The sequence below is a fragment of the Siccirubricoccus deserti genome, from assembly GCF_014283215.1.
Lineage (GTDB): Bacteria > Pseudomonadota > Alphaproteobacteria > Acetobacterales > Acetobacteraceae > Siccirubricoccus > Siccirubricoccus deserti.
In genome coordinates, this window is sequence record NZ_JACOMF010000210.1 from 1 (window position 1) to 1,497 (window position 1,497).

The following is a 1,497-nucleotide window of genomic DNA, read 5'->3' on the forward strand; positions in this document are numbered from 1 at the left end:
GTTGCCGCAACGGTGCACTGGCTGTTACAAACCGTGGGTCTCGTTTCGCCGATGATGGTGAGCACGAATCCCGCGCTAACTGCCGGGCTGCTCTTCGGGGCGGGGGTATATCAGTTCACGCCGCTCAAGAGCACTTGCCTGACACGCTGCCGCTCACCGCTCGCGTTCCTGATGGGGGAATGGCGAAAGGGCACGGGCGGCGCCTTCGTCATGGGCTTGCGGCACGGGATGTACTGCATCGGCTGCTGCTGGATGCTGATGGTGCTGCTGTTCGTGGTCGGTGTCATGAACCTGCCGCTCGTCGCCGCGCTTGCGCTCGCCGTCACGTTGGAAAAGCTGGCGCCAAAGGGGGAGTGGATCGCCAAGGCAATCGGTCTCGCCCTCGTGCTTGGCGGCGCCTGGGTCATCGCCGCCGGGATAGGACACGCTCCTATAGGGCACGGCTAGTGCACTGACCTAGACGGAAGGTGCAGCCCTGATGGGAAGATGTCCCCCAATGAAGGGCCTCTCCCTGCTGGCTCCTGAATCTTCTGAATACGTCTGAGCACTAGGGTCTGATGTCTCCGAGTCCGGAGGAGCGGAGGACCTTCTGCTACGCCCCCAGCATATCCACCCAGCCGCGGCAGAAATGCCAAACTTCTTCAATCCGCGGTGCGTCAGCGTGCGTGCCTCCTTTCCCCGATTCGGTACCCGTGCTGTTGTGGTCCGTGGTAATGATTTCCGGCCGCGGGCGCGCACGCGATCGAGGAGTCCGCCCACAAAAGTCCAAGGAGAGACCCCAATGACGCTGGAACGGACGATCCTGTTGGTGGTCGGTGTGATCGTGCTCGGGAGCACGCTTCTAACCGTCCTCCACGACATCCGCTGGCTCTGGCTAACCGGGGCAATGGGCCTGCATCTCGTGCAGGCGTCCTTCACCGGGCTCTGCCCGGTCGTGGCGCTGCTCAGAAGGGTAGGGCTGCCGTCTAAGGCCGGGTTCGCCTAAGCGACCATCGCCCGGTGTCCCTGCTAAGGGCGACCAATCGCCGGAGCGGAGCAGGTGTCCATGGCCGCCGCGGAACGACGGATGGTGCTCACACCGGACCTCGTGGCCCGTGCTGCACGCGCGGTGCCTGACTCGGGACCGCTCCCAGCCTCCGCCTACCTTGCCGAACTCCTGGCTGGCCCATCTGGGATGTTCGTCGGCGATGGTGCAGCAGAGCATTGATCACGGCTGGGGCTAACACGCTAGCCTTCGTCGAGCGTGAAGGCGACCTTGAGCGTCACTCGGTGGTGCCCGACCTTCCCGTCCTTCACCTCGCCATGCACTTGGACCACCTCGAACCCCTTGATGTTGCGCAGGGTGGCGTGGCCCTCGGGATCGCGTTCTGAATGACGTCGGAGACGCTGGAACTAGAGCGAAATCTGACCATTCAGAGTCGCTGAGGATTCCCGCCCGGCGCGAAATCTGATTCACCGTGCCTGCTGGGCACGGAGGCCAGCTTGCATGGCGAGAAC

Annotated in this window: 3 protein-coding genes; 2 read left to right on the forward strand and 1 reads right to left on the reverse strand. The window is 63.7% G+C overall.

Features of this window, described 5'->3' with window-relative positions:
* Positions 1-447: DUF2182 domain-containing protein (locus H7965_RS29865; RefSeq protein WP_186774089.1), on the forward strand; the 447-nt coding region annotated here is incomplete at its 5' end.
* A 334-nt stretch (positions 448-781) separates the two neighbouring features.
* Complete coding sequence (locus H7965_RS29870) at positions 782-985, forward strand: YgaP family membrane protein (protein WP_186774093.1); 204 nt, start codon at positions 782-784, stop codon at positions 983-985.
* A gap of 242 nt (positions 986-1,227) precedes the next feature.
* Here the strand turns inward: H7965_RS29870 and H7965_RS29875 are convergent, their stop codons facing one another.
* Positions 1,228-1,341: a dodecin family protein gene (locus tag H7965_RS29875; protein WP_261394440.1), complete on the reverse strand. Its 114-nt coding sequence runs from the start codon at positions 1,339-1,341 to the stop codon at positions 1,228-1,230.
* Between the last annotated feature and the right edge of the window lie 156 nt (positions 1,342-1,497).